Origin of the sequence: Herbiconiux moechotypicola (assembly GCF_024979255.1) — a bacterium.
GTDB classification, from domain to species: domain Bacteria; phylum Actinomycetota; class Actinomycetes; order Actinomycetales; family Microbacteriaceae; genus Herbiconiux; species Herbiconiux moechotypicola.
The window spans coordinates 302,640-327,410 of sequence record NZ_JANLCN010000001.1 but is presented as its reverse complement, the minus strand read 5'-3'; the positions used below and the strand labels follow the sequence as shown (position 1 = coordinate 327,410).

Annotated in this window: 24 protein-coding genes and 1 tRNA gene; 2 read left to right on the top strand and 23 right to left on the bottom strand. The window is 70.0% G+C overall.

Annotation, left to right across the window (positions count from 1 at the left end; genetic code table 11):
- Window position 1: 1 nt before the first annotated feature.
- From atpD to N1031_RS01460, 20 genes are all read right to left on the bottom strand, one after another.
- The gene (atpD, locus tag N1031_RS01555; protein ID WP_259477824.1) at window positions 2-1,465 is read right to left on the bottom strand and encodes a F0F1 ATP synthase subunit beta; all 1,464 of its coding nucleotides are present in this window, start codon (window positions 1,463-1,465) and stop codon (window positions 2-4) included.
- A gap of 39 nt (window positions 1,466-1,504) precedes the next feature.
- Window positions 1,505-2,407 (bottom strand): F0F1 ATP synthase subunit gamma, encoded by a 903-nt coding sequence (locus N1031_RS01550; protein ID WP_259477823.1) that lies wholly within the window; start codon window positions 2,405-2,407, stop codon window positions 1,505-1,507.
- A gap of 2 nt (window positions 2,408-2,409) precedes the next feature.
- Window positions 2,410-4,047: a F0F1 ATP synthase subunit alpha gene (gene atpA, locus N1031_RS01545; protein WP_259477822.1), complete on the bottom strand. Its 1,638-nt coding sequence runs from the start codon at window positions 4,045-4,047 to the stop codon at window positions 2,410-2,412.
- 51 nt (window positions 4,048-4,098) lie between these two features.
- Window positions 4,099-4,896, bottom strand: coding sequence for a F0F1 ATP synthase subunit delta (locus N1031_RS01540; protein ID WP_259477821.1), 798 nt, complete (start codon window positions 4,894-4,896; stop codon window positions 4,099-4,101).
- A gap of 4 nt (window positions 4,897-4,900) precedes the next feature.
- The gene (locus tag N1031_RS01535; RefSeq protein ID WP_259477820.1) at window positions 4,901-5,470 is read right to left on the bottom strand and encodes a F0F1 ATP synthase subunit B; all 570 of its coding nucleotides are present in this window, start codon (window positions 5,468-5,470) and stop codon (window positions 4,901-4,903) included.
- 29 nt (window positions 5,471-5,499) lie between these two features.
- On the bottom strand, window positions 5,500-5,736 hold the full coding sequence (gene atpE, locus N1031_RS01530; protein ID WP_066040131.1) for an ATP synthase F0 subunit C: 237 nt from the start codon (window positions 5,734-5,736) through the stop codon (window positions 5,500-5,502).
- Window positions 5,737-5,783: 47 nt separating this feature from the next.
- On the bottom strand, window positions 5,784-6,575 hold the full coding sequence (gene atpB, locus N1031_RS01525; protein ID WP_259477819.1) for a F0F1 ATP synthase subunit A: 792 nt from the start codon (window positions 6,573-6,575) through the stop codon (window positions 5,784-5,786).
- Between the two features lie 202 nt (window positions 6,576-6,777).
- Window positions 6,778-7,248 (bottom strand): Cg1360 family ATP-synthase-associated protein, encoded by a 471-nt coding sequence (locus tag N1031_RS01520; protein WP_259477818.1) that lies wholly within the window; start codon window positions 7,246-7,248, stop codon window positions 6,778-6,780.
- 4 nt (window positions 7,249-7,252) lie between these two features.
- Complete coding sequence (locus tag N1031_RS01515) at window positions 7,253-8,449, bottom strand: MraY family glycosyltransferase (RefSeq protein WP_259477817.1); 1,197 nt, start codon at window positions 8,447-8,449, stop codon at window positions 7,253-7,255.
- A 2-nt stretch (window positions 8,450-8,451) separates the two neighbouring features.
- Complete coding sequence (locus N1031_RS01510) at window positions 8,452-9,114, bottom strand: L-threonylcarbamoyladenylate synthase (protein WP_259477816.1); 663 nt, start codon at window positions 9,112-9,114, stop codon at window positions 8,452-8,454.
- Between the two features lie 79 nt (window positions 9,115-9,193).
- On the bottom strand, window positions 9,194-10,084 hold the full coding sequence (prmC, locus tag N1031_RS01505; RefSeq protein WP_259477815.1) for a peptide chain release factor N(5)-glutamine methyltransferase: 891 nt from the start codon (window positions 10,082-10,084) through the stop codon (window positions 9,194-9,196).
- Between the two features lie 5 nt (window positions 10,085-10,089).
- On the bottom strand, window positions 10,090-11,169 hold the full coding sequence (prfA, locus tag N1031_RS01500) for a peptide chain release factor 1 (RefSeq protein ID WP_259477814.1): 1,080 nt from the start codon (window positions 11,167-11,169) through the stop codon (window positions 10,090-10,092).
- Entirely contained in the window at window positions 11,169-13,289 is a 2,121-nt protein-coding gene (gene rho / locus N1031_RS01495; protein ID WP_259477813.1) for a transcription termination factor Rho, read from the bottom strand. The genes prfA and rho overlap by 1 nt, the downstream gene beginning before the upstream one ends.
- A 172-nt stretch (window positions 13,290-13,461) precedes the next feature.
- Window positions 13,462-14,409, bottom strand: coding sequence for a homoserine kinase (gene thrB, locus N1031_RS01490; protein ID WP_259477812.1), 948 nt, complete (start codon window positions 14,407-14,409; stop codon window positions 13,462-13,464).
- Window positions 14,406-15,512 carry a threonine synthase gene (thrC, locus tag N1031_RS01485; RefSeq protein WP_259477811.1) on the bottom strand — a complete coding sequence of 369 codons (1,107 nt, stop codon included), beginning with the start codon at window positions 15,510-15,512 and terminating at the stop codon, window positions 14,406-14,408. The genes thrB and thrC overlap by 4 nt, the downstream gene beginning before the upstream one ends.
- Window positions 15,512-16,849 carry a homoserine dehydrogenase gene (locus N1031_RS01480; protein ID WP_259477810.1) on the bottom strand — a complete coding sequence of 446 codons (1,338 nt, stop codon included), beginning with the start codon at window positions 16,847-16,849 and terminating at the stop codon, window positions 15,512-15,514. The genes thrC and N1031_RS01480 overlap by 1 nt, the downstream gene beginning before the upstream one ends.
- Window positions 16,846-18,276 carry a diaminopimelate decarboxylase gene (lysA, locus tag N1031_RS01475; RefSeq protein ID WP_259477809.1) on the bottom strand — a complete coding sequence of 477 codons (1,431 nt, stop codon included), beginning with the start codon at window positions 18,274-18,276 and terminating at the stop codon, window positions 16,846-16,848. Before lysA ends, N1031_RS01480 begins: the two co-directional genes overlap by 4 nt.
- 147 nt (window positions 18,277-18,423) lie before the next feature.
- The gene (locus N1031_RS01470) at window positions 18,424-19,152 is read right to left on the bottom strand and encodes an LmeA family phospholipid-binding protein (RefSeq protein ID WP_259477808.1); all 729 of its coding nucleotides are present in this window, start codon (window positions 19,150-19,152) and stop codon (window positions 18,424-18,426) included.
- A 2-nt stretch (window positions 19,153-19,154) separates the two neighbouring features.
- Window positions 19,155-20,819 carry an arginine--tRNA ligase gene (gene argS / locus N1031_RS01465; RefSeq protein WP_259477807.1) on the bottom strand — a complete coding sequence of 555 codons (1,665 nt, stop codon included), beginning with the start codon at window positions 20,817-20,819 and terminating at the stop codon, window positions 19,155-19,157.
- Between the two features lie 39 nt (window positions 20,820-20,858).
- Window positions 20,859-21,653, bottom strand: a complete 795-nt coding sequence (locus N1031_RS01460; protein ID WP_259477806.1) for a transglutaminase-like domain-containing protein — start codon at window positions 21,651-21,653, stop codon at window positions 20,859-20,861.
- A gap of 82 nt (window positions 21,654-21,735) precedes the next feature.
- On the opposite strand from N1031_RS01460, the gene N1031_RS01455 reads away from it, so the two are divergent.
- Window positions 21,736-21,808, top strand: a tRNA-Arg gene (locus N1031_RS01455).
- Between the two features lie 22 nt (window positions 21,809-21,830).
- Here N1031_RS01455 and N1031_RS01450 read toward each other — a convergent pair.
- Window positions 21,831-22,070, bottom strand: coding sequence for a hypothetical protein (locus N1031_RS01450; RefSeq protein WP_259477805.1), 240 nt, complete (start codon window positions 22,068-22,070; stop codon window positions 21,831-21,833).
- 147 nt (window positions 22,071-22,217) lie between these two features.
- Here N1031_RS01450 and N1031_RS01445 point away from each other — a divergent pair, with 147 nt between their 5' ends.
- Window positions 22,218-22,439, top strand: a complete 222-nt coding sequence (locus tag N1031_RS01445) for a hypothetical protein (RefSeq protein WP_259477804.1) — start codon at window positions 22,218-22,220, stop codon at window positions 22,437-22,439.
- Between the two features lie 22 nt (window positions 22,440-22,461).
- On the opposite strand, the gene N1031_RS01440 is transcribed toward N1031_RS01445, so the two are convergent.
- A complete protein-coding gene (locus N1031_RS01440; protein ID WP_259477803.1) occupies window positions 22,462-23,757 on the bottom strand; it encodes a C40 family peptidase in 1,296 nt (431 codons plus the stop codon).
- A gap of 136 nt (window positions 23,758-23,893) precedes the next feature.
- Window positions 23,894-24,634 carry a gamma-glutamyl-gamma-aminobutyrate hydrolase family protein gene (locus tag N1031_RS01435; protein WP_259477802.1) on the bottom strand — a complete coding sequence of 247 codons (741 nt, stop codon included), beginning with the start codon at window positions 24,632-24,634 and terminating at the stop codon, window positions 23,894-23,896.
- Between the last annotated feature and the right edge of the window lie 137 nt (window positions 24,635-24,771).

Here is a 24,771-nt window from a genome sequence, read left to right as displayed (position 1 = left end):
ATCAGCCGTTCTCCTTCTGGATCTGAGCCCACTTCTCCTCGACGTCGGAGATCGGGCCGACGTTGAAGAACGCCTGCTCGGCGACGTGGTCGAACTCGCCCTTGGCGATGGCGTCGAACGACTCGATGGTCTCCTTGAGCGGCACGGTCGAGCCTTCGACACCGGTGAACTTCTTCGCCATGTAGGTGTTCTGCGAGAGGAACTGCTGGATGCGCCGGGCCCGGGCCACGGTGATCTTGTCTTCCTCGGAGAGCTCGTCGACACCGAGGATGGCGATGATCTCCTGCAGCTCCTTGTTCTTCTGCAGGATCTGCTTCACCGTGGTGGCCACGCGGTAGTGGTCGGCGCCCAAGTAGCGCGGGTCCATGATGCGCGAGGTCGAGGTGAGCGGGTCGATCGCCGGGTAGAGACCCTTCGACGCGATCTCACGAGAGAGCTCGGTGGTGGCGTCGAGGTGGGCGAAGGTGGTGGCCGGCGCCGGGTCGGTGTAGTCGTCGGCGGGCACGTAGATCGCCTGCAGCGAGGTGATGGAGTGACCACGGGTGGAGGTGATGCGCTCCTGGAGCACACCCATCTCGTCGGCCAGGTTCGGCTGGTAGCCCACCGCGGAGGGCATGCGGCCGAGCAGGGTCGACACCTCGGAGCCCGCCTGGGTGAAGCGGAAGATGTTGTCGATGAACAGGAGAACGTCCTGGTTCTGCACATCGCGGAAGTACTCCGCCATGGTCAGGGCCGAGAGGGCCACGCGCAGACGCGTTCCCGGCGGCTCATCCATCTGGCCGAAGACGAGGGCGGTCTTGTCGAAGACGCCCGCCTCCTCCATCTCGTGGATGAGGTCGTTGCCCTCACGGGTGCGCTCACCGACACCGGCGAACACCGACACACCACCGTGGTCCTGCGCCACGCGCTGGATCATCTCCTGGATGAGCACGGTCTTGCCCACGCCCGCACCACCGAAGAGGCCGATCTTTCCACCCTGCACGTAGGGGGTGAGGAGGTCGATCGACTTGATGCCGGTCTCGAAGAGGTTGGTCTTCGACTCCAGCTGGTCGAACGCCGGGGGCTTGCGGTGGATGGGCCAGCGCTCGGTGATCTCGATGGTCTCGCCGGGCTCGGCGTTGAGGACCTCGCCGATCACGTTGAACACCTTGCCCTTGGTGACGTCGCCGACGGGCACCGAGATGGCGGCACCGGTGTCGCGCACCTCCTGGCCGCGCACGAGGCCGTCGGTGGGCTTCAGGGCGATGGCGCGCACGAGGTCGTCGCCGAGGTGCTGAGCCACCTCGAGGGTGATCTCGGTCTCGATACCGCCCACGGCGACCGTGGTCTTCAGGGCGTTGTAGACGTCGGGAATCGCGTCGTGCGGAAACTCGATGTCGACGACCGGGCCGGTGACGCGCGCAATGCGGCCGACGCCGCTCGGGGTCTCCGACGCCAGGACTGGCGCAGTGGCAGTGTCAGTCATTGTGCTTTCTCTTTTCTTCGTGTGCCTGGTGGGCGATGTCTACTTGGCGGACGCCAGCGCGTCGGCGCCGCCCACGATCTCGGAGATCTGCTGGGTGATCTCGGTCTGACGGGCGTTGTTGGCCAGTCTCGTGTAGTCGCGGATGAGGTTGTCGGCGTTGTCGCTGGCCGACTTCATCGCCTTCTGGCGAGCGGCGTGCTCGGCGGCGGCCGACTGGAGCATCGCGTTGAAGATGCGGCTCTCCACGTAGATCGGCAGCAGCTTGTCGAGCACCGTCTCGGCGTCGGGTTCGAACTCGTACAGCGGGTAGACCTCGTGCGACTCGGTCTCCGTGGCCTCGCCCTCCACGATCTCGAGCGGCAGAAGGCGCACGACCTCAGGGGTCTGGGTGACCATGCTGACGAAGCGGTTGTAGACGAGGTGGATCTCGTCGACGCCGCCCTCTTCATCGTCGAGGTTGTAGGCCTCGACGACCGCATCGGCGATCTCCTTGGCGGTCTCGAACACGGGCTGGTCGGTGCCACCCGTCCACGAGGCCACGCTGGCGCGCTTGCGGAAGCTGAAGTAGCCCACCGCCTTGCGCCCCAAGAGGTAGAAGACGACCTTCTTGCCCTCGCTGCGGAGGAGCTCGGCGAGCTGCTCGGCCTCCTTCAGGATGGAGGAGGAGAACGCGCCGGCCAGACCGCGGTCGGAGGTGAAGACCACGATCGCGGCCGTGTCGAGCTTCTCCCGCTCGCTGGTGAGCGGGTGGTCGACGTTGGAGTAGGTCGCCACCGCCGACACCGCACGGGTGATGGCCCGCGAGTACGGTGCCGAGGCGGCGACCCGCTGCTGGGCCTTCTGGATGCGCGAGGCGGAGATGAGCTCCATGGCCCTCGTGATCTTCTTGGTCGTCTGGGCAGACCTGATCTTCTGCCGGTAGACCCTGAGCTGAGCACCCATGGTTAGCGGCGGCCCTTGACGATCTTCTCCTGGCCCACGTTCTCGGGGTCGGTGGCCTCGAACTTCTCGCTGCCCACCGAGGCGAGCGGCTTGCCCTCGCCCGTCTGGAACTCGAGCTTGAATGCGGCGATCGCCTTCTCGAGCGCGGCGATCGTGTCGTCGTCGAGCTTGTTGGTGGCGGCCAGTGTGGTGAGGATGTCACCGGTGCGGCCCAGGTAGTCGAGGAACTCGGCCTCGAAGCGGAGGATGTCCTCCACCGGCACCTCGTCGAGGTGACCCTTGGTGCCGGCCCAGATCGACACGACCTGCTGCTCCACCGGGAACGGCGAGTACTGCGGCTGCTTGAGCAGCTCGGTCAGACGTGCACCGCGGGCGAGCTGACGACGCGACGCCGCGTCGAGGTCGGAGGCGAACATGGCGAACGCCTCGAGCGAGCGGTACTGGGCCAGCTCGAGCTTGAGCGTGCCCGACACCGACTTGATCGACTTGACCTGGGCGTCGCCACCGACTCGCGAGACCGAGATGCCCACGTCGACCGCGGGACGCTGGTTGGCGTTGAACAGGTCGGACTGGAGGAAGATCTGGCCATCGGTGATGGAGATGACGTTGGTGGGGATGTAGGCCGACACGTCGTTGGCCTTCGTCTCGATGATCGGAAGGCCGGTCATCGAACCGTGGCCGAGCTCGTCGGAGAGCTTGGCACAACGCTCGAGCAGACGCGAGTGCAGGTAGAACACGTCGCCGGGGTATGCCTCGCGTCCCGGCGGACGGCGCAGCAGGAGCGACACGGCGCGGTAGGCCTCGGCCTGCTTCGACAGGTCGTCGAAGATGATGAGCACGTGCTTGCCGCCGTACATCCAGTGCTGGCCGATGGCCGAGCCGGTGTAGGGGGCGAGGTACTTGAAGCCCGCGGGGTCGGAGGCCGGCGAAGCGACGATGGTGGTGTACTCCATCGCTCCGGCGTCTTCGAGGGCGCCCTTCACCGAGGCGATGGTCGAGCCCTTCTGGCCGATCGCGACGTAGATGCAGCGCACCTGCTTGTCGACGTCGCCCGACTCCCAGTTGGCCTTCTGGTTGATGATGGTGTCGATCGCGATGGCGGTCTTGCCGGTCTGACGGTCGCCGATGATGAGCTGACGCTGTCCACGGCCCACCGGGATCATGGCGTCGATCGCCTTGATACCCGTCTGCAGCGGCTCGTGCACCGACTTGCGCTGCATGACGCCGGGCGCCTGGAGCTCGAGCTCGCGGCGACCCTCCGAGGCGATCTCGCCGAGACCGTCGATGGGGTTGCCGAGCGGGTCGACCACGCGGCCGAGGTAGGCGTCGCCCACGGGCACGGAGAGCACCTCGCCCGTGCGGGTGACCTCCTGGCCCTCCTCGATGCCGGTGAACTCACCGAGCACCACGACACCGATCTCGTCTTCGTCGAGGTTCTGGGCCAGGCCCAGGGTGCCGTCGGCGAAGCGCACGAGCTCGTTGGCCATGACGCCGGGCAGGCCCTCGACGTGGGCGATGCCGTCCGCGGCGTCGATGACGTAGCCGACCTCGGTGGTGGCGGCCTTGCCGGGCTCGTAGGCGGCGACGAAGTCTTTGAGAGCGTCGCGGATCTCATCGGGGCGGATCGTAAGTTCAGCCATCGTTTTCCCTTTTCTGATGGGGTGTGCCCCCAGTGTTTCGTGTGCGCGCCGCTAGCCGGCGAGCTGAAGTCTCAAATCGTTCAGTCGCGTCGAGACGCTGCCGTCGATCACGTCGTCGCCGAGCTGGATGCGCACGCCGCCGACCACCGCGGGGTCGATGACCTGGTTGATCAGCACCGGCCGGCCGTACTGCGTCTGCAGCACGGCGCCGAGTCGCTTGCTCTGCGCCGCGGAGAGCGCGGAAGCACTGACCACTGTTGCGACGGAGGCACCGGCCTGGTCGGCCACGACCGACGAGGCGAACCGCAGCAGCTCCCCGATGCGGCGGCCGCGCGGCTGGGTGACCAGCGCGAGCACCACGGCGACGGTCTGCGCGGAGGCCTTGCCCCCGATCAGACGCTCCACCAGGGCACGCTTCTGGTCGACCGAACCGAGCTTCGAGCCGAGTGCGAGCTCGAGCTCCGCGTCGCTGGCGACAGCGCGGGAGAACTCGAACAGCTCGGCGTCGACGGAGGCCGACTTCGGGGCCGACGAGGCGACGGCACGGATGCCGATCTCCTCGATGCCCGCGAGCAGGTCGCTCTGGCTCGACCACCGGCTCGAGGCGATGCCCTCGAGCAGCCCCACGGCCGAAGACCCCAGCACGGGGCCGAACAGCTTGGAGACGAGCGCCGTCTTGGCGACGGGTTCGGCTCCGGGGTCGGAGAGTGCTCCGAGCAGGTGCGACGAATCACCGATGATCCGACCAGCGGCGAAGAGCTCTTCTCCCGTGGCCAGATCGGCCCCGGAGCCCAGGACCGCGAGGCGGTCCTTGGCTGCTCCGAGGGCTACTCTGGTCGCGCTTCCCATGGTGTTACTTCTTTCCCGAGGTGTCTGCGCCCGCGGAGCCGGAGGCTTCGAGGTCGGCGAGGAACCGGTCGACGAGCGCCGTGGCCTTCTTGTCGTCGGAGAGCGACTCGCCGATCACGCCGGAGGCGAGATCGATGGCGAGGGTGCCCACCTCGGAACGCAGCGACACGAGGGCGGCCTGACGGTCGGCCTCGATCGCGACCTGGGCGTTCGACTTGACGCGCTCGGCGTCGGCCTGAGCCTGGGCCTGGATCTCCGAACCGATGCGCTGGGCGTCGGTGCGGGCCTGCTCGCGGATCTTGGCCGCCTCGGCACGCGCGTCGGCGAGCTGGGCGGTGTACTCCTCGAGGGCCGCCTCGGCCTCTTTCTGAGCGGCGTCGGCCTTCTCGATGTTGCCCTCGATCGCAGCGGAACGCTCGTCGAGGAGCTTCTTCATGCGAGGCAGCACGAGCCGCCAGAAGAAGAAGAGGATGACGACGAAGCACACCAGCGACCAGATGATGTCGTAAGCCGCGGGCAGCAGCGGGTTCTGAGACTCGCCCTCGCCCGCCGCGACGATGATGGTCTGGAGCATGACGCCTCCTTCCTGACTGTGAAGGGGGATCAGAAGCCGAAGATGAAGCCGGTGGCGATACCGATGAACGCGAGCGCCTCGGTGAACGCGATACCGATGTACATGAGCACCTGGAGGCGACCGGCCAGCTCGGGCTGACGGGCGACGCCCTCGATCGTCTTGCCGACGACGATGCCCACGCCGATGGCCGGGCCGATGGCCGCGAGGCCGTAGCCGACGGTGGCGATGCTTCCGGTGACCTCGGCGAGGATGGCGGTGTCTGCCATTGTTGTTCCCTTTCGTGATGGTGGAGCAGGCGGGTGCCTGGCGCCGTTTAGTGTTCCTCAGCCAGCGCGAGCTGGATGTAGACGGTGGTGAGCAGTGCGAAGACGTAGGCCTGCAGCACGGCGACGAGCAGCTCGAAGAGCGTGAACACGAAGCCGAAGGCGAGCGTTCCCACACCGAACAGCGAGTAGAAGATGCTCGTCTGGCTCGCGGTGAAGAAGAAGAACTGCGTGGCGGCGAAGAACAGCACCAGCAGGAGGTGGCCGACGATCATGTTCATGAGCAGTCGGAGCGTCAGCGTGATGGGCCGCAGCACGAACGTGGAGACCAGCTCGATCGGCGTGACGATGATGTAGAGCGGCCACGGCACGCCCGGCGGGAACAGCGCGTTCTTGAAGAACGCGGCCGGGTGCTTGCGCAGCCCCGCGTAGATGAAGGCGATCCACGCCGCGACGGCCAGCACCAGCGGCATTCCGATGGTGGAGTTCGCCGAGATGTTCAGGAACGGGATGATGCCCGTGATGTTCATGAACAGCACCGCGAAGAAGATCGTGGTGATCAGCGGGAGGAACCGCCGGCCGTCCTTCTTGCCGAGGAGGTCTTCGGCGATGTTGACGCGGGTGAAGTCCAGACCCATCTCGACGACGCTCTGGAACCGCCCGGGCACGACGCGCATGCGCCGCGTGCCGAGCCAGAAGACGAGGATGATCGCGATCACCGCGAGGAAGCGGATGAGGACGATGCGGTTGATCTCGAAGTCTGTGCCGGCGAAGAAGATCGCGGGAGGGAAGAACTCGTCGATGGACGGACCGTGGAAACCGCCGTCATCGGAGGTTGCCATGGGGGCTAGCAGGTGCACAGCGTTAGCTATCAGCGCTATCTCCTGTTTCGGGGCGTGGAACTCGTCAGAGTTCTCGCGACGACGAACGGGTGGGATTGTGCAGGATCACAGCGCGCCGTGTGGTGCCGGCCGCGGAACGAGCACCTCAACCCTATCAAGGGAAAGCACTGTCTGACCAATCGGCGGCGACGCTCGACGCGGCTCACTCCGAACCGGGCAACCGCACGTCGGAGACGTACGGCAGGCGGGTGCGCGCGACCACGACGACGTCGACCACGAGGGTTCCGAGCACCGCCGCGACGATGCTGAGGAACAGCGCGAGGTCGTTGAGCCAGGGCTGCCCGCGCAGCAGCACGACCAGCACGATGAACAGCACGAACTTCACGATCCACGACCCCAGGACGATCACGAAGAAGAGCGTCGTGTAGAGCGGAGAGGCCGTGAACCGGTTGGCGATGAGGATGCTCGCCGCGGTCACCCCGGCGAACACCAGCACCATGGCGGTGCCGATGAGGGCGCTCACCGTGCCGGTCCAGCCGTCGGCCACGAAGCCGATCACTCCGCCCACGACGGCGATCGCCGCGGCGAGCAGGGCATCCCAGCGCAGGATGGTCGCGAACACGCGGTTCGACGAGGGGGTGGGGTAGTTTCCCTTGATGACGGGATCGGTCACGGTGCTATCGCTCCTCGGGTTCGTCGGCGGCCGCGTCGAGCGGATCGTCACCGGCGGTCAGGTCGGCTTCGAGGGTACCCGCATCCGCGGTCTGGGCCCTGATCTCGCGCCGTTTCAGCGGGCTCAACGGCGCCAGCGTGACGGCGGTGCAGACCAGGATGCCGACGCCCAGGAAGACGAAGGCGAGCCAGTAGGGGTCGAGCACGAAGAAGAGCAGGCAGCCGATCGAGATGACCGCCGTCCAGGCGTAGAAGATGAGCACGGCCTGCAGGTGGCTGTGACCCATGTCGAGGAGGCGGTGGTGCAGGTGCTTGCGATCGGCGCTGAACGGGCTCTTGCCGGCCCGCAGCCGCCGGATCACCGCGAGGCTGAAGTCGAGCAGCGGCACCACCAGGATGGCGAACGGGAGCAGGATCGGCAGGAAGGCCGGCAGCAGTTGCGACCGCCCGAGCTGAGCCGGGTCGACCTGACCCGTGACGGCGATGGCGCTCGTGGCCATGAGCAGGCCCACCAGCAGGGCGCCCGCGTCGCCCATGAAGAGCTTCGCCGGGTGGAAGTTGATGGGCAGGAAGCCCGCACAGGCACCGATGAGCACGGCCGTGATGAGCGAGGCGAGGTTGAAGTAGTCGGTGGGCGAGGTGTCCTGCGCGAGCAGATAGGAGTAGACGAAGAACACGCCGTTGGCGATGAGCGCGACCCCCGCCACGAGCCCGTCGAGCCCGTCTATGAAGTTGATGGCGTTCATCACCAGCACCACCGCGAGGATCGTGATGGCCAGCGACATGCCGCTCGAACCGATGGTGAGACCGCCGATGGGCAGCGACACGATCTGCACGCCCTGCCAGGCCAGGAGCCCTGCCGCGATGATCTGACCGGCGAGCTTGGTGAGCCAGTCGAGATCCCAGATGTCGTCGGCCACGCCGATCGCCACGATGATGAACGCGGCGCCCAGGATGGCCCACACCTTGCCCGGCTCGGCGAACACGAGCCGGAACCAGCTGATCTGCGAGGCGACCGCGATGGCGATCACGACACCCAGGAACATGGCGATGCCGCCGAGCCGCGGCGTCGGGCGGGTGTGCACGTCGCGCTCGCGGATCTTCGGGTAGAGCCGGAACCGGTGGCTCAGGCGGTAGATGACGAAGCTGAGGCCGAGGGTGACGACCCCCGAGATGACCGCGACGAGGAGATAGAACCGCATCGCTAGACGTCGGTTCCGGGCGCGAGAAGCTCGCCGACGACTCCGCGGATCGCCTCCTCGGAGACCGCTCCGTGCCGCACGATGCGCAGCAGGCCGTCGGCGCCGGTGGCGTCGACGATGGTGGAGGCGCCTGTGGCCGACCGCTCCCCCGCGTCGAGGTAGACGGCCACGCTGTCGCCGAGCATCTCCGCCGCCTCGGCCGCGGTCGTGGCGGCCGGCTGCCCGGTGAGATTGGCGCTCGAGACGGCGAGCGGGCCGGTGTCGGCGAGCAGCTCGAGGGCGAGCGGGTCGTTCGGCATGCGGAGGGCGACGGTGCCGTGGGTCTCCCCCAGGTCCCACACGAGAGACGGTGTAGCCCAGAGGATGAGGGTGAGACCGCCCGGCCAGAACTGCGCGACCAACTGACGCACCGCATCCGGGATCTCGGTGGCGAGCGCGTCGAGCGTGGCCAGGGCCGGGATGAGCACGGGTGGGGGCGACTGCCGGGTGCGGCCCTTGGCGTCGAGCAGACGCTGCACCGCGCGCGGGTCGAAGGCGTCGGCTGCGACACCGTAGACCGTGTCGGTGGGGATGACGACGAGCTCGCCCTTGGCCAGTGCCGCCCGGGCGAGTCGCGTTCCGGTCAGAAGTTCCGTCGGAACGGAGCAGTCGTACGTGGCAGCCATCTCGCCCACCATGATAGTCGTGACCGGATGGCGCATCCTGTGCGACTCCCCGCCGCGGCGCGAGCCGGCTCAGACGAGGTCAGCGGATGCCCGTGGTGGCGCGGTCGCGGCCGGTGAGATCGCGCTGGGTCGCCACCGAACGCCAGCCGTCGGCCTCCAGCAGCTCGCGCATGCCCAGACCCTGGAGGTCGCCGTGCTCGATCACGAGCGCACCGCCCGGCCGCAGCAACCGCCGCGCGGTGGCGGAGACCTGCCGCACCACGACGAGCCCGTCGTCGCCGCCGTAGAGCGCCTGCTCGGGGTCGTAGAGGCGCACCTCGGGATCGCGCGGGATGGCGCCGAGCGGAATGTACGGGGGGTTCGACACCACGACGTCGACCGTGCCGTCGAGTTCGGGCAGCGCCTCGGCGAGGTCGTGGAACACCAGCCGCAGGTTCTCCGCGCCGACACGGCGATGGTTCTCCCGGGCCCAGATGAAGGCGCGAGGCGAGTTCTCGACCGCGAACACCTCGGCGTGGGGCACCTCGACCGCCAGCGACAGTGCGATCGCACCGCTGCCCGTGCCGAGGTCGACCGCGCGCGGCGACCCCGCTGCGGGCACGACGGCGCGCAGGGCGTCAATGGCGAGCTGGGCCACCGACTCGGTCTCGGGGCGTGGCACGAACACGCCCGGACCCACCGAGAGCTCGAGCGAGCGGAACCAGGCCACGCCCGTGATGTGCTGCAGCGGCTCCCGCGCGGCACGGCGCTCGACCGCCTCCACGATGGCGAGCGTGTCTTCGGGGCCGACCGCCGCATCCGTCACCGTCATGGCCTGCACGCGACCGCGTGAGGCGCCGAGCACATGCCCGATGAGCAGCTCCGCGTCGACCTGGGGGTCGGCGATGCCGCTCGTGGCGAGGATCTCGACCGAGCGCTGGAACAGCGTGCGCACCGTGACCGGGCGCTCCGTGGTGTCGGCGATGGTCATGCGGCTCAGCCCTCGGCACCCACCGCCGCGAGCCGGGACTCCTCGTCGGCCGTGATGGCGGACTGGATGATGGGCTCGAGCGCGCCGTCCATCACCTGGTCGAGGTTGTAGGCCTTGAACCCGGTGCGGTGGTCGGCGATGCGGTTCTCGGGGAAGTTGTAGGTGCGGATGCGCTCCGAACGGTCGACCGAGCGGATCTGGCTCTTGCGCGCGGCGCTCGCCTCGGCCTCGGCCTCCTCCTGCTGCTTGGCCAGGATGCGGGCGCGCAGCACGCGCATGCCCGCCTCGCGGTTCTGCAGCTGGCTCTTCTCGTTCTGCATCGACACCACGATGCCCGTGGGCAGGTGCGTGATGCGCACGGCCGAATCGGTGGTGTTCACCGACTGGCCGCCGGGGCCGCTGGACCGGAAGACGTCGATCTTGAGGTCGTTCTGGTTGATCTCGACCTCTTCGGGCTCGTCGACCTCGGGGAAGACGAGCACGCCGGCGGCGGAGGTGTGGATGCGCCCCTGCGACTCGGTGGCCGGCACCCGCTGCACGCGGTGCACGCCTCCCTCGTACTTCAGGTGCGCCCAGACGCCCTCGGCGGGGTCGGTGGACCGGCCCTTCACCGCGATCTGCACGTCTTTGTAGCCGCCCAGGTCGCTCTCGGTGCGCTCGAGGAGCTCGGTCTTCCAGCCCTTCGACTCGGCGTAGTGCAGGTACATGCGCAGCAGGTCGGCCGCGAAGAGCATGCTCTCCGCACCGCCCTCGCCCGCCTTGATCTCCATGATCACGTCGCGTGCGTCATCCGGATCGCGCGGGATGAGCAGGCGCCGCAGTTTCTCGGCGTTCTCGTCGAGACTCGCCTCCAGGGCGGGGATCTCCTCGGCGAACGCCGGGTCTTCTGCGGCGAGTTCGCGCGCGGCCTCGAGGTCGTCGACGTTCTGCTGCCACGCCGCGTGCGCCGCGACGATCCGGCTCAGCTCGGCGTAGCGCCTGTTCACCCGCTTGGAGCGAGCCGGGTCGCCGTGCAGCTCGGGGTCGGAGAGCTGCCGCTGGAGGTCGTCGTGCTCGGCCCGCAGCGCGGCCACGGACTCGAACATCACTCCCCCTTGTGGTGCCCGTTGCCGCTCGCCGGGGTGGGCATCGACTTCTGCACCTGCATGAGGAACTCGACGTTCGACGAGGTCTCCTTGAGGCGGGAGAGCACGATCTCGAGCGCCTGCTGCTGGTCGACACCGGCGAGGGCGCGGCGCAGCTTCCAGGTGATCTTGGTCTCGTCGGCGCCCATGAGCAGCTCTTCGCGACGGGTCGACGAGGCGTTCACGTCGACCGCGGGGAAGATGCGCTTGTCGGCGAGCTGGCGCGAGAGACGCAGCTCCGAGTTGCCGGTTCCCTTGAACTCCTCGAAGATCACCTCGTCCATCTTCGAGCCGGTCTCCACCAGCGCGGTGGCGAGGATGGTGAGCGAGCCACCGTTCTCGATGTTGCGCGCGGCGCCGAAGAAGCGCTTGGGCGGGTAGAGCGCCGAGGCGTCGACACCACCCGAGAGGATGCGGCCAGAAGCGGGCGACGCCAGGTTGTAGGCGCGGCCGAGGCGGGTGATGGAGTCGAGCAGCACGACAACGTCGTGGCCGAGCTCCACCAGCCGCTTGGCGCGCTCGATGGCGAGCTCGGCGACCGTGGTGTGGTCTTCGGCGGGACGGTCGAAGGTGGAGGCGATGACCTCGCCGCGCACGGTGCGCTGCATGTCGGTGACCTCTTCGGGCCGCTCGTCGACCAGCACCACCATGAGGTGCACCTCGGGATTGTTGGTCGAGATGGCGTTCGCGATCTGCTGCAGCACGATCGTCTTGCCGGCCTTCGGCGGCGCCACGATGAGACCGCGCTGGCCCTTGCCGATGGGGGCGACCAGGTCGATGATGCGCTGCGTGAGCTTGGCGGGCTCGGTCTCGAGCCGCAGGCGCTCCTGGGGGTAGAGCGGGGTGAGCTTGCCGAACTCCACGCGGTTCTGCGCCTCGTCGACGGGCAGGCCGTTGATCGACTCGATGCGCACGATGGCGTTGTACTTCTGGCGGCCGTTCTGGTCGCCCTCGCGCGGCTGGCGGATGGAGCCGACCACCGCGTCGCCCTTGCGCAGGTTGTACTTCTTCACCTGACCGAGCGACACGTAGACGTCGCTGTTGCCGGGGAGGTAGCCGCTGGTGCGCACGAAGGCGTAGTTGTCGAGGATGTCGAGGATGCCCGCGACGGGGAGAAGCACGTCGTCTTCGGAGATCTCGGGCTCGACGTCGTCGCCGCTGCCCTGGCCACGGCGCTTGCGGTCGCGGTAGCGGCTGCGCGCGCCGCGCTCGGAGCGCTCGCCCTGCTCGGCCTGCGGACCGTTCTGAGACTGCTGGCCGTTCTGCGCCTGCTGGCCGCGGCCGGCGGCGGGCTGGCGGTCGTCCTGCTCGGCGTTCTGGGACTGCGGGGCGCCGTTGCCGTTGCCGTTCTGGCCCTTGCCCGCATCCGTTTTGCCCTGCTCCGACGAGCCGTCCTGCGCCTGGTCTTTGTTCGCACCACGGCCACGGCCGCGGCGGTTGCGGCTGCGGCCCTCGCGCTGACCCTCCTCGGCGGGCTGCTCGGCCGACGGCTCGGCAGCGGGCGTCGACTCGGCGGTCAGCTCGGCCGGCTGCTGCTCGGCGGCGGGGACGAGCGACTCGAGCGACCGGTCGTCGGTGTTGACGTGGCCGCCCGCGGAGACCCGGGCCGTGCCGGCCCGCTCGATGGCGTAGCCGCCGTCGACCGAGGTGACCCGGCGCGAGCCGCGGCGACGCGGGGTGACGGGGCCCTCGGGCAGCTCGATCACGATCTGCTCGCGAGGTGCGGCGGCGGGAGCGGTGGAGGCGCTGCGCAGCAGCTCGTCGGGCACGATCGGCCCGTCGGCGGGCGTCTCGAGCTCGAACGCCGCCTGCTCGGCGACCGGCGCGGCGGGGGCGGCCTCGGCCGGTGCGGCCTCGACGACCGGCGCCTCGTCGGCTACGGGTTCCGCCTCGGCGGGCGCCTCGATCACGATGGGGGTGTCGGCCGGGAGCTCCTGGCCGTCCTGAACGGCCTGGATGGCCTCGATGAGTGCTCCCTTGCGGAGCTTGGACGCGCCGGACATGCCGAGCGAGGCGGCGATCGCCTGGAGCTCGGAGACCTTGAGGCCGGTGAGATCGGCGCGGGTGTTGACGTCAGTCACGGGAGAGTGGTGTCCTTCCCCTGCCGGCTAGAGAGAGCCAGACAGAGAACCGGCTACGGGCGGTCTGTGCACGGATGCGCGACTTGCACGGATACGTGGTGTCACAGCTCTGCACGCGGCAGGAATGAGTTGAGGAAAATGCGACCGGGACGGGATTTCGCGAGCCTGAAGGCTACTCGACTTCGTCCGGGTGCAGCACCACTGTAGCACCTTTGAAGTCGACGGCCAGAACGAGCGACTGCCAGGGCGTGGCGGACCGCGAGGCCACGAGATCGACCGCCTCCAGGCGTTGACCCGGGTCGCTGCAGAGCACCAGGATGCTCGGGCCGGCACCCGACACCACGGCCGGGAAGCCCGCGGCGCGGAGCTCGCCGATGAGCCGGTCGGTCTCGGGCATCGCGCTCGCCCGGTAGCTCTGGTGCAGCTTGTCCTCCGTGGCGGCGAGCAGCAGCTCGGGGCTCTGGATGAGGGCGGCGATGAGCAGCGTGGAGCGCGAGACGTTGAAGATGGCGTCGGCGTGCGGCACCGATTCGGGCTGCAGGCTCCGCGCGAGCGCGGTCGACATGGTCTCCTGCGGCACGAGCACGAGGGGCGAGACCCCGCGATGCACGATGAGTTTCTTGAACTGCGGGCCCTCCGGCGTCACCCACGCGATGGTGAGACCGCCGAACAGCGCGGGGGCCACGTTGTCGGGGTGGCCCTCGAGCTCGGTCGCGCGGGCAAGCAGGCCCAGCGAGTCGATCTCGACGATGCCCTCGAGCAGCCCCTTGGCGGCCATGATGCCCGAGACGATCGCCGCGCCCGAGGAACCGAGGCCCCGGCCGTGCGGGATGACGTTGCGCGCCACGAGGTGCAGGCCCGGCAGCTCCTGCCCGTAGGCCGCGAAGGTGTGCGCGATGGAGCGCACGACGAGGTTCGACTCGTCGGTGGGCACCTCGCCGGCGCCCACGCCGTTCACGTCGACGAAGGCGCCCGGCTCGTCGCGCACCGAGACGGTGAGCTCGTCGTAGAGGGCCAGCGCGAGGCCGAGGGTGTCGAATCCTGGGCCGAGGTTCGCGGTGGTGGCGGGCACGCGCACGGTGACCGTGCGGCCGGCCAGCCGGGGGTCGAGCGCGCTCACGAGGTGGCCCGCACGAGGCCCAGCACGCCGGCGATCTCGGCCGAGTCGACGGGCACGACGGTGGGCTTGACCTCGGAGCCGTCCTCCGAACGGAGCGCCCACTGCGGGTCTTTCAGGCCGTGACCGGTGACCGTGATCACGACCGTGGCGCCGGCCGGGATGACCCCCGCCTCGCTGCGCTGCAGCAGACCGGCCACGCCGATGGCCGAGGCGGGCTCCACGAACACGCCGACCTCGGCGGAGAGGATGCGGTGGGCGGCGAGGATGTCGTCGTCGCTGATGGCGCCGAAGTAGCCGTCGGTGGCCTCGCGCGCGGCGAGGGCGAGCTCCCACGACGCGGGGTTGCCGATGCGGATGGCGCTGGCGACCGTCTCGGGGTGGGCGACCGGGTGGCCGAGCACGATCGGGGCGCTGCCCTCGGCCTGGAAGCCGAACATGCGGGGCAGCTTGGTGGTCACGCCGCGCTCGAGCTCTTCGGTGTAGCCCCGCGAGTACGCGGTGTAGTTGCCCGCGTTGCCCACCGGCAGCAGGTGGAAGTCGGGCGCATCCTGAAGCACCTCGACCACCTCGTAGGCGGCGGTCTTCTGGCCGGCGATGCGGTCGGGGTTGACCGAGTTCACCAGGTGCACCGGGTAGTTCTCCGCGAGGTCGCGCGCGAGGTCGAGGCAGTCGTCGAAGTTGCCCTGCACCTGGATGAGCTGGGCGTTGTGCGCGATGGCCTGGCTGAGCTTGCCCATCGCGATCTTGCCCTCGGGCACGAGCACGGCCGCGGTGATGCCCGCGTGGGTGGCGTAGGCCGCGGCCGAGGCCGAGGTGTTGCCGGTGGAGGCGCAGATGACGGCCTTCGCGCCGTGCTCGACGGCCTTGGAGATGGCCATGGTCATGCCGCGGTCTTTGAAGGAGCCCGTGGGGTTCATGCCCTCGAACTTCACGTACACCTTCGCACCCGTGCGGGCGGAGAGTGCGGGAGCCGGGATGAGCGGAGTGCCACCCTCGCCGAGCGTCACCACGGGGGTGGCCTCGGTGATGCCCAGGCGATCGGCGTACTCGGTGAGCACGCCGCGCCACTGGCGGGACGGGATGCGGGGGGTGGTGTCGGCCACTAGGGCGTGTCTCCTTCAACTCGTAGGACTGATTCGACTCTCACGACGGACTCGTTCGAGGCGACAGCCGCCACCGTGGCCGCCAGGGCGGCATCGGTGGCTTCGTGCGTGACAATGACAAGGGTAGCGGTGAGCGGTTCGCCCTCCGGTTCACCGGGGGTGGCGGCCGCCACGGTCTGCTGCACGGCCTCCACCGACACGCCGTGTTCGCTGAACAGCCCGGCGATCTGCGCGAGTACACCGGGCCGATCGGTGACGACGAGCGTGAGCTGGTACCGGGTGGTGACCGCGCCGATGCCGAGCACCGGCAGGTTGGCGTGGGTGGACTCGCCCACGCCCGGTCCACCCGCGACGTGCCGCCGGGCGGCCGAGACGAGGTCGCCGAGCACGGCGGAGGCGGTCTCGGTGCCGCCCGCGCCCGCGCCGTAGAACATGAGGTCGCCGGCCGCCTCGGCCTGCACGAACACCGCGTTCTTGGCGTCGTGCACCGCGGCCAGCGGATGGCGGCGGCTGATGAGGGCGGGATGCACGCGGGCGACGACGCCCTCCACCCCGGTGGCCGGGTCGACCAGCCGCTCGCAGATGGCCAGCAGCTTCACCACGAAGCCGGCCTTCGCGGCGGCCTCCACCTGCTTCGCCGTGACCGTCGTCATGCCCTCGCGATGCACCGCCTCCACGGGAACGGCCGTGTGGAAGGCGAGACTGGCGAGGATGGCGGCCTTCTGCGCGGCGTCGAAGCCCCCGACGTCGGCGGTGGGGTCTGCCTCCGCGTAGCCGAGACGGGTGGCGACGGCGAGGGCGTTCTCGAACGAGTCGCCCTCCACGTCCATCCGGTCGAGGATGAAGTTCGTGGTGCCGTTGACGATGCCCATCACCCGGTTCACCCGGTCGCCGGCGAGCGAGTCGCGCAGGGGCCGGATGATCGGGATGGCGCCACCGGCGGCGGCCTCGTAGTAGAGCTGGGCGCCGACCTGGTCGGCGAGCGCGAACAGTTCGGGGCCGTGGGTGGCCAGGAGCGCTTTGTTGCCGGTGACGACGTCGGCGCCGGAGTTGATGGCCAGCGTGATGTAGTCGCGCGCGGGCTGGATGCCGCCCATCAGCTCGATCACGATGTCGGCCGACTGGATGAGGGTGACGGCGTCGGTGGTGAGCAGGTGCTTCGGGATGGCGGTGTCGCGCGGGGCGTCGACGTCGCGCACGGCCACGCCGATCAGCTCGAGCCCGGCCCCCACGCGGGCGGCGAGCTCGTCGCCGTGCTCGAGCAGCAGGCGGGCCACCTGTGAGCCCACCGATCCCGCGCCGAGCAGGGCGATCCTGAGGTTGCGGTACTCGATCATCGGTCTCCTCCGAACGCGGCGTCGCGGGCGAGCAGGTCGGCCTCGGTCTCGCGGCGGATGAGCACGTGCGAGGTGCCCTCCCGCACGGCCACGACCGCCGGGCGGCCGACGTAGTTGTAGTTCGACGACAGCGACCAGCAGTAGGCGCCGGTCGCCGGCACCGCGAGCAGGTCTCCCGGGGTCACGTCGCCCGGCAGGTAGTCGGCGTACACGACGATGTCGCCGCTCTCGCAGTGCTTGCCCGCCACGCGCACGAGCGCGGGATCGGCCGCCGACGAGCGGCTCGCCAGGCGCACCGAATAGTCGGCGCCGTAGAGCGCGGGGCGCGCGTTGTCGCTCATCCCGCCGTCGACGCTCACGTAGCGCCGCACGAAGTCGACCGACCCCGACTCGGTGCCGTCCGCCCCTCCGGGAACGCCCACCAAGACGTCTTTCACGGTGCCCACCTCGTAGAGCGCGGTCCCCGACGGGCCGATGACGGCCCGCCCCGGTTCGAAGGCGAGCACGGGCACCGCGATGCCGAGCCGCTCGCACTCACGAGTCACCGTGCCGACGATCCGGGCGGCCAGCTCGGCGATCGGGGTGGGGTCGTCGGCGGCCGTGTAGGCGATGCCGAACCCGCCGCCGAGGTTGAGCTCGGGCACCTCTCCCCCGGCGAGCAGGGCGGAGTGCACCTCGAGCAGCCGGGCCGCCGACTCGGCGAAGCCGTCGGAGCCGAAGATCTGGGAGCCGATGTGGCAGTGCAGGCCGAGGAACCGCAGCGACGGATGCGAGCGGATCGCCGCTACGTACTCGGCCGCCTGGTCGAGCCGCACGCCGAACTTCTGGTCTTCGTGCGCCGTGGCGAGGAAGTCGTGGGTGTGCGCGTGCACGCCGCTGTTCACGCGCAGCCGCACCGCCTGCAGCCGATCGTGGCGGAGCGCCGCCGCCGCGACGCGCTCGATCTCGACGGCGCTGTCGATCACGATCACGCCCACGCCGGCCGACACCGCGCGGTCGATCTCGGAGAGCGACTTGTTGTTGCCGTGAAGGCCGATGTGCGACGGCTGCACCCCCGCAGCCAGCGCCACGGTCAGCTCACCGCCGGTGCAGGTGTCGATCGCGAGGCCCTCGGCCTCCATCCAGCGCGCCACCTCGACGCTCAAGAACGCCTTCCCCGCGTAGTACACCTTCGCACTGGTGCCGGCAGCGGCGGCCGCACCGTCGAACGCGGCGCGCACCTCCCGGGCGCGGCCCCGCGCATCCGCCTCGTCGACGACGTACAGGGGCGTGCCGTACTGCGCCACGAGCTCGGTGACGGAGACCCCTCCGATCTCCACCACGCCGTCGGCGGCGCGACGGGCGGTGCGCGACCAGACCGCCGAGGGCAGCTCGTCGGCGTCGGAGGGGTGGACGAGCCACTCGGGGGCGAGCGGGCTGGAGGTCATCGTGAAGCCTTCTGAAGAGTCGTCGGTGCGGACGCTGCACGGGCGAGCGGACCCGGCTTGGTCCCTGAAGCCTCAGCCGGGGTGTGGACACCCGGATGCACCGACCATGTTATCGGGTGGGTGCGGGTGGGTCTCCCACCTCGGCGTTCAGCAGCTGCCGAGCGTGCGGAGGCTGTCCTCCGACACCACGAAGTCGTCGGCCGTGAGCACCGCCGTGGCGCGGCCCGGGGTGATCTCGAGCGACTCCACCTCGGCACCGGCGGGCAGGTACTGCGCCACGCACACGCCGATCGGGTCGTCGGCGAGCGAGCCGAGCAACTGGTCGAGGTCGATGTCGAGGTTGCCGGCGCCCTGGGTGAGGGAGGCCGTCGTGGGCTCGATGGTGACGGAGTCGCCCTGGGCCGCCACGATCCCCGACACCTGGTAGCCGAGCGAGAACCCGAACAGCGAGATCGTGCCCTCGTAGGAGACCTCGCCGTCGCCGAGCACCAGCTCGGAGTCGCCCGGGATGTCGACGATGCCGTTCACCGCATCCTGATCGATCGAGGCGGTGGCCCGGATGCTCTGCACCGGTTTCGTGAGATCGGTCGGCACCCCGGTGGCCACCGCGTGCGCCGCGAGCGGCACGCCGTTCACCGAGAGCTCGGGCGCGTCGAGGGTGACCTCGGCGAACTCGCCCGTGATGAGCTGGAGGAGGAAGGAGCCGCCGCCGATCGACACCGACACCTCGCCCTCCACGGCCTCGGGCAGCTGCTGCTCGATCTGCGCCGCGGCCTCCGACTGCGCGTAGGAGCGGAACGCGACGTCGGCGATCACGGCGGCGACGGCCAGCACGACCACGCCGCCGATCACCCAGAGCCACCAGAACCGCCGCATGATCACATCCGATCCGGCGCGCTCACGCCGATGAGGTCGAGCCCGTTGCGGATGACCTGGCCCACGGCGTCGTTCAGCCAGAGCCGCGTGCCGTGCACCGCCGTGAGCGGCTCGTCTCCGAACGGCGTGACGCGGGTCGCGTCGTACCAGCGGTGGTAGTAGCCCGCCAGGTCTTCGAGGTAGCGGGCGATGCGGTGCGGCTCGCGCAGCTCGGCGGCGTGGCCGACCACCCGGGGGAACTCCTGCAGCGCCCCGAGCAGAGCGGTCTCGGTGGGGTGCACCAGCAGCTCGGGGGCGAAGTCGTCACGCGTCACCCCGGCCTCGGCGGCGTTGCGCGCCACCGATCGGGTGCGGGCGTGGGCGTACTGCACGTAGAAGACCGGGTTGTCGTTGGTGCGCGAGCGCAGCTTCTCGCCGTCGAGCGAGAGCGGCGAGTCGGCGGGGTAGCGAGCCAGCCAGTAGCGCAGGGCGTCGGCGCCGAGCCAGTCGAGCAGGTCGTCGAGCTCGATGATGTTGCCGGCGCGCTTGGAGAGCTTGGCCCCGTTGAGGTTCACCAGCTGCCCGATAAGCACCGAGAGACTCACCTCGGGGTCGTCGCCCGCGGCGGCGGCCAGCGCCTTCAGCCGGCCCACGTAGCCGTGGTGGTCGGCGCCGAGCAGGTAGATCTTCTCGGGGAAGCCGCGATCCTTCTTGCTGAGGTAGTACGCCGCATCGGCGGCGAAGTAGGTGACGATGCCGTTCCCGCGGGTGAGCACGCGGTCTTTGTCGTCGCCGAAGTCGGTGGTGCGCACCCACACGGCGTCGTCGGCCTCGTAGACGTGGCCCTGCGCCCGAAGGCGCTCCTCGGCCAGGTCGATGGCGGTCTTGCCCGTCTCGGCGTCGGGGGCGTGCAGCGTGCGCTCCGAGAAGAACACGTCGAAGTGCACGTGGAAGTTCGTGAGCGACTGCTTGATCTCGGCGAGCTGGTACTCGTAGGCGAGGTCGCGCGCCACGGCGACGGCCTCGTCGTGGGGCTTCTCGAGCAGGTCGGGCACGGCCGCCAGTACGCGCCCGGCCAGGGTCTGGATGTAGGCGCCCGGGTAGCCCTTCTCGGGGGTCGGCTCACCCTTCGCGGCGGCGAGCACCGAGAGTCCGAACACGTCCATCTGGCTGCCCGCGTCGTTGATGTAGTACTCGGCCGTGACCTCGGCACCGGATGCGCGGAGCACCCGCGCGACCGAGTCCCCGAGGGCGGCCCAGCGGGTGTGGCCGATGTGCAGCGGGCCGGTGGGGTTCGCCGAGACGAACTCCATGTTGATGACGTGGCCGGTGAGCGAGTCCCCGTGCCCGTAGCTCTCCCCCGCCTCCACGATGGTGCGCGCGATCTCGCCCGCGGCGGCGGCCTCGAGGGTGATGTTCACGAAGCCCGGCCCGGCTACCTCGACCGAGGAGACACCCGGGATGGCCTCGATCGCCGGCGCCAGCTCCACCGCGAGCGCGCGGGGGTTGGTGCCGAGGCGCTTGGCGAGCTTCATCGCCACGCTCGACGCCCAGTCGCCGTGCTCCCGGTTACGGGGGCGTTCCACCGCGACGTCGGCCGGGGAGACCGACCCGACCTCGCCGCCCGTGGCCGCCAGACGGGCGGTCACGATGTCGAACAGGGCTGCGGAGAGGGCTTCGGGAGTCACGGTGCTCGATTCTATCGGTCGGGCTGCGTCGGCACGGGGTCAGCCCAGTTGGACGAGCTCAGCGATGTCGTCTAGGGGGAGCTCGTCGACGATGGCCGTCACCTCGAGACGGTCGAGGGTGAGTAGACCGCCGTGGTTGGTGAGGAAGGCGGTGTCGGCCGCGTCGCGGCCGGTCGCGATGCGCAGGAGGCTCTGCCGCGGGGCCAGCAGGGTGGCGTCGACGACGTGCCAGGCATCCTCCACGTAGGCCTCGGCGACAGCGTGGAAGTCCATCGGCGAGAGCCCGGGCGCATAGACCGCCGCCAGCCGCGCGGGAACGTCGAGCGCTCTGAGCAGGGCGATCACGAGGTGCGCGTAGTCACGGCACACCCCCTGCCGCAGCAGCAGGGTCTGCACCGCGCCGTCGGTGGGGGCACTGGAGCCGGGAACGTAGCTCAGCTCCGAGCCCACCCACGAGCTCACCGCCTCGAGCAGGGCCCGCCCCTCGAGGCCCGAGAACTCCGCGACGGCGGTGGGCAGCAGGGTGTCCGACTCGCAGTAGCGACTCGGCCGCAGGTACCGGATGAGGTCGACCTGCTCGACGGGTGCGGGATCGCTGCGCCCCACGGTGACCGCTTCATACCGTGCCGTGAACCGGCCGGGCGGCACGTCGAAGCGGTGCAGCCGGGTGCCGTGCGCGTCGAGCACAAGCTCGGGAGCCACGGCGGCGCCGTCGATGCGGAACTCGGCGATCTCGTGTTCGAGCGCGGCGCCCTCCGCGACGGCGATCGAGAACACGACGGTGGTGCCCTTGTCGACGGTGGCGTCGAGCGAGGCGGTGACGGTGCGCTTCACGCAAGTCCCTTCGAATGAGGTCTGCCGCCCGAGGGTGTCGGGCGGGTGGCGCACATGCTGCTAACCTTGTCTGGCACCCCGGGCCCCCATAGCTCAGGGGATAGAGCGTCTGCCTCCGGAGCAGAAGGCCGTAGGTTCAAATCCTACTGGGGGCACCTCATCGAGAAGGTCCGCACGTCACAGCGCGAAGCGGCTGATCGCCATCCACACCACACCGGCCGTGACGCCCACGAGCAGCACCGCGAAGACGATCCGCACCGCCAGGTTGCCGCTGAACTTCTGCCAGGGCGTCGTGAGCTCGGGGCGATGGAACCTGCCCTTGCGCGAAACACGGGGTGCGGGGGCGCTGCGGCGGCTCCGGCGGGAGTCGCCCGACACGTGGGCGCGCGCCGAGACGGGTTCGGGGTCGATGTGCATGGATCTCCTGGTGCGATGGCGGCCGAGGGTGCGGCCGGTCGCTCGACTCTAGAGGAATCCGGAGCCCGCGTTTGGGTCAGACAGTCCCAACAGCGCCTAGACTACGAGCCACGCGGACCACCCATCCGCGTCGCCCTCACACCCTCGATGAAGAAGGACCCGAACACCATGGCCGCCGTGGAGACCTATCGGAGCCACAACATGTGGCACAACCGGATGGTCGGCGAAGACGCCGAGCTGTCGTCGCACGTCATCCGGAGTCAAGCGATCGCCGAAGGCCGCACCTGGGCCAAGACCCGGCAGTGCGATCACATCGTGAAACGCATCGACGGTTCGGTCGAGTCGATCACCTCGTACGCCTCGTCGTGACCGGTCGCGCCGCCGCGATCGATCAGACCAGCCGCACGAAGTAGTAGCTGCCCCACAGCCCCGTGGCGTGGGTGACGTAGCGTCCCCAGTCCGGCGAGTGGATCACGCCGCCGTGGCCGTCGTAGATGCCGATGTGCGCACCCGGCCACACCACCAGGTCGCCGGCCTGCGCATCCTGCGGCGAGACGCGCACGCCCATCGCTGCCTGGCGGCTCACCAGGCGCGGCAGCGAGATACCGAACTGCCCGTACACGTACTGGGTGAGGCCGTCGCAGCCGAAGCTGGTCGAGGGCGAGGCGCCGTAGCCGTAGGGCACCACGCCCACGAACTGCTCGGCGTAGTCGACGACCGCCTGACCGCTGTACGACTGCGCCGGGGGCGAGACGACGATACCGCCGCCCGACGACCCTCCCGACGACGAGCCCCCGCCCGACGACGACCCGCCGCCCGAACCCGCGGCGGCAGCCTCGGCGGCGGCGGCGGCCGCGGCGGCTGCCGCCGCAGCGGCCGCCTGCTCCTCGGCGATGCGGCGCTGTCGCTCGGCCTCCACGCCGGCCTGGTACTCGGCCTCGGTGCGGGAGGACGTCTCGTGCAGGGCCGCCAGTTGCACCGTGAGCTCGGCCTGGTGCGCCTCCTGTTCGAGCAGGGCGCCCTGCACGGCCTGCTGCGCGGCGACCGCGGCATCCAGGGTCGCCGCCGCGGCGGCCGCGAGCTCGGTGAGGGCGGCCTGGGCCACCTCGGCCTGGTCACTCAGCGCGTCGGCCGTGTTCGCATCCTGCTTCGCCCGCTCGAACACGCCCTGGCTGGTCTCGCTCAGCTTCGACATGGCGCCGAGCTGGTAGAGCAGGTCGTCGGTGCCCTCGCCCGACACCAGGAGGTGCGAGGTGAGGTCGTTGCCCGCGCTCCGGGCGAACTGGGCGGCGAGTGCCGCGGCGCGCTGGTCGGACTCGGCCGAGCGCTCGGCCGCCTCGGCGGCCGACGCGGCGAGCTCGTCGGCCTTGCGGGTGCCGGCGGCCAGTCTCTCCTGCGCCGCCTGGTCGGCGTCCCAGGCCACGGCGGCCGCGGCCTGAGCGGCGTCGACCTCGGCCTGGAGGCCGGAGATGAGGCCCTCGATCTCGGAGATCTGCGCGGCCTTGGCCGACTCGTTCGACTTGGCGGCCAGCACGTCGTCCCACGAGGGGTAGTCGACAGCGGCCGCGGGGGTGGCCACGAACAGGGTCGCCACCAGGGCGGCCGAGGCCACCAGCACACCGCCCGAGCGGACGCGGCGCCCCAGGAGCCCGCGACCGGTCTGGTCGGCAACGGTAGGTCGGCGCACGAGGATCCCCTGCTCGTTCGGGTGGAGACTCGTCACTCGAGTCACACACGTCACAAAGACAACGTGCATCACATTAGCAACTCGCCGCGCACAATCCCAACGATCGGCCTCGGACGCACTACGGCGCGAGATGCGGTCAGGCGGCGAGGCGGGCGACCGCGGGGGCGCCGAGGAGGCCGAGCACGGCGGCGAGCTGGCCGCGGGGCGAGGCCGGGTCTTCGGGGTGCCACTGCACGCCGATGATGGGGACCTCGGTGTGCTCGAGCGCCTCGATCACGCCGTCGGGCGCACGACCGGCCACCCGGAGACCGGCTCCCACTCGCGCCACGGCCTGGTGGTGTGCGCTGCGGGTGACGACGCTGCGCCCGAGCGCGGCCCCGAGCCGCGACGACGGGTGCAGCACCACCTCGTGATCGGCCATCACCTGGGCGATCGGCACCTCGTCGTGACGGTGACCGGAGCCTTCACCGAGGTCTTGCACCAGCGTTCCACCGAAGGCCACGTCGATGATCTGCAGACCACGGCACACGCCGAGCAGCGGCGTGCCCCGGTCGTGCGCCCGGCGCACCAGGGCGATCTGCGCCTCGTCGGCGCGTTCGGCGTGGCGGCCTTCCCCGCGATAGCCGCGCGCGCCGCCGTAGAACTCCGGGGCGATGTCCTCGCCCCCGAGCAGCACGAGCGCGTCGGCGCGGTCGGCGGCGGCCAGTGTTCCCGCCACACCGGTGTCCTCGGCCGCGACGACCTCGACCTGCCAGCCCAGATCGCCGGCGGCCGCGGCCGCGCGCGAGGCGAGCATGGTGGAATAGGCGTGGTACTCGGCCGCGTGCTCGCGCCGGCCCGTCACGGTGACGAGGGCGAGCGTGGGGGTCGAGGGCACGCGTCCATCCTGCCCGCCCCGGCGCCCGCGGTCGACGAGGGCCGTAATGCTGCGCAACATGCCGTTCACCGGAACCCCGCACAGCGCACCCACCGTATTCATAGACGGCGTCGAGGCGGCTCTCCTAGACTCGGCGG